Below are 6,294 nucleotides of genomic sequence, written 5' to 3'. Positions count from 1 at the left end.
GGCCGCATATTTCGAAAATTGAAAGAACAATATCCTCAATTAACGGACATTGAAGTGAGGGTGGCCAAACTGCATCCGCCGGTAAAGGGTGAAGTGGAAAGAGCCGAGGTCATTGTCTCTTCATAAACATGTTCACAGTCTCGCAACTTTTTCATAACTTTGCAGAAATGTTTTGAGTAAATGGATGAGAAGATAGAGGACATAGCGCCCGGCGTTGAAACCCAAGAGACCGAGACGATACCGGAGGATAGTATGCGACAGGATGGATCGCTGACGTTGCGTACCGAAAATCTGGTAAAAAAGTACGGCAAGCGGACGGTAGTGAATCATGTCTCCATCAACGTGAAACAGGGTGAGATCGTCGGTCTGCTCGGCCCCAACGGGGCGGGCAAGACTACCACGTTCTATATGACTGTGGGGCTGATCGTGCCGAACGAAGGCGAAATATTTATCGGTAACCGGAATATCACCCGCTTTCCGGTTTATAAACGTGCACAGAACGGGATCGGTTATCTGGCGCAGGAGGCATCTATTTTCCGGAAAATGACGGTGGAAGATAATATCAAATCGGTATTGGAATTTACCGATAAATCGTCCGAAGAACAAAAGGCAAAACTGGAGAGCCTCATCAATGAATTCGGCCTCGGGAAGGTGAGAAAGAATTCCGGTGACCGCCTTTCGGGTGGGGAACGTCGCCGGGTGGAGATTGCCCGCTGTCTGGCTATCGACCCGAAATTCATTATGCTCGACGAACCGTTTGCCGGTATCGATCCGATCGCCGTGCAGGATATTCAGTCGATCGTCGCTCAGTTGAAATACCGGAATATCGGCATTCTAATTACCGATCATAACGTGGATGAGACGTTGAGTATTACCGATCGCGCTTACCTGCTTTTTGAAGGGAAGGTACTTTTTCAGGGAACTGCCGAGGAACTGGCCGCCAATCCGGTGGTAAGGGAAAAGTATCTGGGCCGCGATTTCGAGTTGCGCAAACGAATATTTAATGCTCCTTAAGTCCATGGGACGGCTTCTCTCCATCGACTACGGGAAAAAGCGCACGGGGATAGCCGTGAGCGATCCCTTGCAGATCATTGCCAATGGCCTGACCACGGTGGAGACATCGGGGATCTTCGATTTTCTGGGTGAGTACCTGCAAAAAGAGGAGGTGTCCTGTATTGTGGTAGGACTGCCCAGGCAGATGAACAACAAACCGTCGGAAAATATGAAGCGGGTGGAACCTTTCGTGAACCGATTGAGAAAATTATACCCGCGTATTCCGGTGGAATATTACGATGAGCGGTTTTCATCCAAAATGGCTGAGCAGACAATGAGAGATGCCGGATTGAAAAAGAAAGACCGCCGGAACAAGGAGCTAATTGATGAAATCAGTGCTGCCATCATCCTGCAGGGATATATGGAGAGCAGGAGAATAAAAAGTGAAAAGTGAAGAATAAAATATGATTTTACCTATATATATTTACGGACACCCGGTTTTGCGAAAAGTGGCACAGGATATCGATCCTGAAAATTATTCCCATTTAAAAGAATTGATCGACAACATGTTTGAAACCATGTATGGTGCCGACGGGGTAGGGCTTGCCGGCCCGCAGGTGGGACTGGAAGACCGCATTTTCGTAGTGGATCTCTCTCCGCTTGCGAGCGAAGAGCATCCTGAATTCAAAGATTTCAAAAAAGTGTTTATCAACGCTCATATCACCGAACGGAATGGAGAGATGGAATCAGCGGAAGAGGGGTGCCTGAGCATTCCCGGCATTCACGAGAAAGTGCCCCGTGAAGATGAAATACGTATTCAGTACCTGGATGAGAACCTGCAGGCGCAGGATGAGGTATACTCCGGTTATATGGCGCGTGTGATCCAGCATGAGTACGATCATATAGAAGGGATCCTGTTTATCGATAAAATTTCACCGCTCCGCAAAAGGATGGTCAAAGGTAAGCTTTCCAATATGGAGAAAGGGAAAGTGGCTTGTGAATACAAGATCAGAACAGTGAGATAACACTGTAATCCAGGTAATCATATCGATTTTTAATTTACATCGTCGGGAAATATCAATTTATTTTTACTTTCTTTTTTATTTTTGTTTGATATATAGAGTTTTACAGTGGAGTAATATAACCTTTTTTCTTTGGATTACTCTTCTTTTATTTCGATATTTGCCCTAGTGTTAATCAGTTAATTTTAGATAGTGTTAATCAGTTAATTATTGTCCGTATGAAAACAAAAACATTTTTTTTTACGTTGTTGCTGATAGCAACAAGTTGCATGTTGAGTGCTCAAAACTTAGAGGGTACATGGAAAGCGGTGGAAAGTTCAGGTAATCCCGTACGTGAAGGATACACTACTTTAAAGTTTATTACGTCCACCCATTTTATCTGGACGATGTCTGATAAAGATGGAAATATAATATCCGGGGCTGGAGGGACTTATACGCTGAAAGACGGTATTTATACCGAAACTATCTTATATACGTTACCGGGAATGAAAAACTGGAAAGGAAAAAGTGCTGTTTACGAGGTGAAAACAGAAGGAAAAAGAATGTCTATTTCGGGATATCTTGAATTTGACCAAGACCGGAAAGTGCAAAATTCTGAAAACTGGGAAAGGGTGGAATAGATTTTTTGATCATGCAAAAACACACGATTTGAGTGTGAGAATTCTGAATATCGCATATTGTATTTTAGTGTCTGTGCATTTCTGTTCCGGGAATATTTTTTTTACAAATACTCCCGAAACAGAGATGCCTGAAAATGAGGGTGAATTGCAGGTAGATTCTTTATATTTACGGAAAGGAAAAGATTGTATAGAGAAATTGAACTATGATTCAGCCCGTATCTATTTGCTCAAAAGCGCCGAATCTAATGATACACCCATAAAGACCGAATCGTATTTGTATCTGAATTTTATAGAAACCCGGCTTCAAAATTATGATATAGCTCTACATTATTTAGAACAGTATCACAAAAATGCAATGCTTCTCTTTTATCGTGCTATAGAGATTGAAGATTCGGTTCGAAATCACAAAGAAAATATAGATAATATCATTTATTCCATAGATCGTCAGAATAAAACAAAACTTCAACTTGTGATCCTTTTCTGTGTAATTTTACTCCTTATCATCCTTTTATTGATTTACCTACAGCAAAAAGACTTGTTTATTTTTTCTAAGAGGAGGACTGTTGAGTTGGAAAAATTAAATTCCGCCATTCAATCAAAAAAAGATGTAAGCCAATCACTTAGCTATAATGCCTATCTTTTACAGGCGAAGATATTTGAGCAAACCCCAATTTACGCAGAAATTAAAGAACTGGAAAAACAGAATAAAGGGAGAGATATGAGGGTTTTGAGTTATGAAAAACAGGATCAGCTACAACGAGAACTCGATAGTCTTTTTGAAAATTTTCAGGAAGATTTACGGGGTATTGATGCCAAACTAACCCAAAATGACATTAAATTATGTTGTCTATCATTGCTGCCTATCAATTCTTTTGCGAAAGCTTTATGTTTTGGATCGACAGAAATTAATATCATCAAGCAACGAAAATACCATATTAAAAAGAAAATGTCAGAAGAATCTGATAATGTATTACTTTTTGATTTTATATTTTCAGTCCGAAGGAAATAAAAGTCAGTAATTTGTTTATTTTCTCAATAATTTACTTGCCTTTTCATCCAAAAACCAGCAAAGATTTCCCGATTCCGGTTGTACGAGAGCTGCCGGATATTTTTTTGCCGCTTCCAAGGGATATTCTATGATCTCCTTCACTTTATCGGCTTTGTTTTCACCCGTCACCAGAAAGAAGACGTTCTTTGCGGCATTGATCACCCTGCCGGAGAGGCTTACCCGTTTTTGCCCAGTTACGGGATGAGTTGCGGTTACACAATTCCCGGGGCTGTTCCACTGTACTATCTCGTGAGGGAAAATGGAGGCGGTATGCCCATCGTCCCCCATGCCCAGCATCATGATGTCGAAAGAGGGTACGCCGTCAATCGTTTCCAGTTTACGGCCGAGTAATTCGCCATACCTCCCGGCTTCCGATCCGGGATCATTTTCCCCCTGGATACGGAAAATATTTTCATCCGGCACCGGCACGAAATCAAACAGATGCTCTTTTGTCATTTTGTAGTTGCTTTCATCGTCGGTGGGCGGTACGCAGCGCTCATCACCCCAGAAAAACCTGATTTTTTCCCAGCCTATTTCACCTTCCGGCAGGTGCGCCCAGTAGTCAAACAGTGATTTGGGAGTGGAGCCGCCCGACAGGGCGACCGTTACTGTTCCCTTTTCCGATATGATCTCCTTTACCCTATCGGTAAATACATGGTTCAGATCGGCCTGTGTTTTAAAAATTTGTATCTCCATCCTTTTTGTTAATTACTAATTATCCATTGTCCATTCCCTACTGTTAAGCATCAGTCCCCCATCCTGTATCCCCCATCCTGAATCTTGAATCTTGAATCTGAAATCTTGAATCTGAATTGAAAATCGACACAGTCAAATCATAATTCACAATATATCCCATCTTCCGCCAGATTTTTGCATGGGTAGCGCCAGGTATTTTCTTTTCCCTCGATAAGGTCGTCTGCTATATCCGGTCCCCAGGACCCCGCGGGATAACCGTGCAGGGGCGCATCTTTGTCGTTCTCCCAATAATCGAGGATGGGCTGCACGAACCTCCAGGTCACTTCGGCCGCTTCACCCTGCATATAGAGCATGTTGTCGCCCGCCATACAGTCGAGTATCAACCTTTCATAGGCACCGGGTATATAATGATCGTTCAGTTCCGAATAATGAAAATCCATATTGACCGATTTGACTTCATAGCCGCTTCCGGGAACTTTCATCCCGGTTTTCAGCAGAATACCTTCATCGGGTTGGATACGGAGGATGAGCTGATTGTTGGAATAGGACGATTCATCGGCCGATTTGAACAGCCTCTGTGGCGACGGCCTGAAATGTATGACCACTTCCGATACCTGTGTGGGCAGCCGTTTTCCCGTGCGAATATAAAAAGGTACTCCTTCCCAGCGCCAATTATCGATATATATCTTCATCGCGGCGTAGGTCTCCGTGCGCGAATCAATCTTTACATTGGCTTCTTCGCGATAACTCTTGTAATGTTTTCCCCGTACGGTCGCTTCGGTGTATTGCCCACGGATCACATTCTTTTTCAGGTCGCCCTTGCTCAACGGGCGCAGGGAGCGGAATACCTTCATTTTCTCATAACGGATCTCGTCAGGGGTTATTTTGTTCGGTGGTTCCATGGCTACTAATGACAAGACCTGAAGCAAATGGTTCTGGATCATGTCGCGCAGTGCACCTGACTCATCGTAATAACCGCCGCGGTTTTCCACTCCGACGCTCTCGGCAGCCGTGATCTCGACGTGCTGAATATAGTTGCGGTTCCAGAGCGGTTCGTAGATACCATTTGCAAAACGGGTCACCAGCATATTCTGCACGGTTTCTTTGCCCAGGTAGTGATCGATACGGTAAATCTGATCTTCCTGAAAAAATTCCAGCAATTGTCTGTTCAGTTGGATGGCCGATGAAAGGTCGTGCCCGAAAGGTTTCTCAATAATAATTCTCCGGAAACCTTTTTGCTGCAATGTGAGCCCCTGCCCGTATAAAAATTTGGGAATGAGGGGGTAGAGGTAGGGCGGTGTAGAGAGATAAAAGATATAATTCTGGCCGAGATGGAATTTCTTGTTCAGTTCGTCCAGTTTCTTTTTCACATGTATATACTCCTCTCCCTTTGCGGTGTCGATACTCAGGTAAAATATGGAGGAGAGAAAACGGTCTATCTTCTTTTCATCAGCTTCCTTAGAGTAAGCAAACTGCCGTATACCTTCTTTCATTTTCTTGCGGAACTGTTTGTCCGTGAGTTCAGTCCGGCTCACTCCCAGGATTGCATATCCTTCCGGTAGTGAATCGTTCATAAACAGGTCGAACACGGCAGGAATCAGTTTCCGGTACGTAAGATCTCCCGACGCGCCGAAAATTACCAGCGCCTGGTTGGTTGTTTTCTTCATTTTTGAAATTCAATTATACAAGTTCGGCCTCTATTCATTTAGCTTAACGAATACGTGCAATTACGATATAAAGGATAACAAATGTACGTCTAAAAAGTTGTCATCGTTATCGTTTTGAGAATTGGATAATTTATTGTATCTTTGCCGCTCGAAATTTTTTTAATTAACGAATTAATAATTAAATTAGTATGAACAATTACGAAACCGTTTTCATTTTGACTCCCGTTTTGTCTGATGCTCAGATGAAG

The 6,294-nt window shown here is 43.2% G+C and carries 7 protein-coding genes; 5 read left to right on the top strand and 2 right to left on the bottom strand.

Going from position 1 to position 6,294, the window contains the following annotated elements:
* The first annotated feature begins 252 nt into the window (after positions 1–252).
* The 5 genes from lptB (at position 253) to Q0502_RS02245 (ending at position 3,644) form a co-directional block, all read left to right on the top strand.
* Positions 253–1,014, top strand: a complete 762-nt coding sequence (gene lptB, locus Q0502_RS02265; RefSeq protein WP_298646623.1) for an LPS export ABC transporter ATP-binding protein — start codon at positions 253–255, stop codon at positions 1,012–1,014.
* A gap of 4 nt (positions 1,015–1,018) precedes the next feature.
* On the top strand, positions 1,019–1,447 hold the full coding sequence (ruvX, locus tag Q0502_RS02260) for a Holliday junction resolvase RuvX (protein ID WP_298646621.1): 429 nt from the start codon (positions 1,019–1,021) through the stop codon (positions 1,445–1,447).
* Positions 1,448–1,457: 10 nt separating this feature from the next.
* Entirely contained in the window at positions 1,458–2,018 is a 561-nt protein-coding gene (gene def, locus Q0502_RS02255; protein WP_298646620.1) for a peptide deformylase, read from the top strand.
* Positions 2,019–2,233: 215 nt separating this feature from the next.
* Positions 2,234–2,635 carry a hypothetical protein gene (locus Q0502_RS02250; protein ID WP_298646618.1) on the top strand — a complete coding sequence of 134 codons (402 nt, stop codon included), beginning with the start codon at positions 2,234–2,236 and terminating at the stop codon, positions 2,633–2,635.
* A gap of 124 nt (positions 2,636–2,759) precedes the next feature.
* Positions 2,760–3,644 carry a hypothetical protein gene (locus tag Q0502_RS02245; protein WP_298646615.1) on the top strand — a complete coding sequence of 295 codons (885 nt, stop codon included), beginning with the start codon at positions 2,760–2,762 and terminating at the stop codon, positions 3,642–3,644.
* A 15-nt stretch (positions 3,645–3,659) separates the two neighbouring features.
* Here the strand turns inward: Q0502_RS02245 and pgl are convergent, their stop codons facing one another.
* Together pgl and zwf are read right to left on the bottom strand one after the other, a co-directional pair.
* Entirely contained in the window at positions 3,660–4,379 is a 720-nt protein-coding gene (gene pgl / locus Q0502_RS02240; RefSeq protein WP_298646612.1) for a 6-phosphogluconolactonase, read from the bottom strand.
* A gap of 137 nt (positions 4,380–4,516) precedes the next feature.
* Positions 4,517–6,046 carry a glucose-6-phosphate dehydrogenase gene (gene zwf, locus Q0502_RS02235; protein ID WP_298646609.1) on the bottom strand — a complete coding sequence of 510 codons (1,530 nt, stop codon included), beginning with the start codon at positions 6,044–6,046 and terminating at the stop codon, positions 4,517–4,519.
* Between the last annotated feature and the right edge of the window lie 248 nt (positions 6,047–6,294).

The organism is uncultured Proteiniphilum sp. (genome assembly GCF_937873925.1).
Taxonomy (GTDB): Bacteria; Bacteroidota; Bacteroidia; order Bacteroidales; family Dysgonomonadaceae; genus Proteiniphilum.
This window is presented reverse-complemented; position numbering and strand designations above follow the sequence as displayed.

Coding starts and splice junctions, on each gene's coding strand:
- ruvX (WP_298646621.1), top strand. CDS start 1,019: ATGGGACGGCTTCTCTCCATCGACTACGGGAAAAAGCGCACGGGGATA.
- Q0502_RS02250 (WP_298646618.1), top strand. CDS start 2,234: ATGAAAACAAAAACATTTTTTTTTACGTTGTTGCTGATAGCAACAAGT.
- Q0502_RS02245 (WP_298646615.1), top strand. CDS start 2,760: ATGCCTGAAAATGAGGGTGAATTGCAGGTAGATTCTTTATATTTACGG.
- zwf (WP_298646609.1), bottom strand. CDS start 6,046: ATGAAGAAAACAACCAACCAGGCGCTGGTAATTTTCGGCGCGTCGGGA.
- def (WP_298646620.1), top strand. CDS start 1,458: ATGATTTTACCTATATATATTTACGGACACCCGGTTTTGCGAAAAGTG.
- lptB (WP_298646623.1), top strand. CDS start 253: ATGCGACAGGATGGATCGCTGACGTTGCGTACCGAAAATCTGGTAAAA.
- pgl (WP_298646612.1), bottom strand. CDS start 4,379: ATGGAGATACAAATTTTTAAAACACAGGCCGATCTGAACCATGTATTT.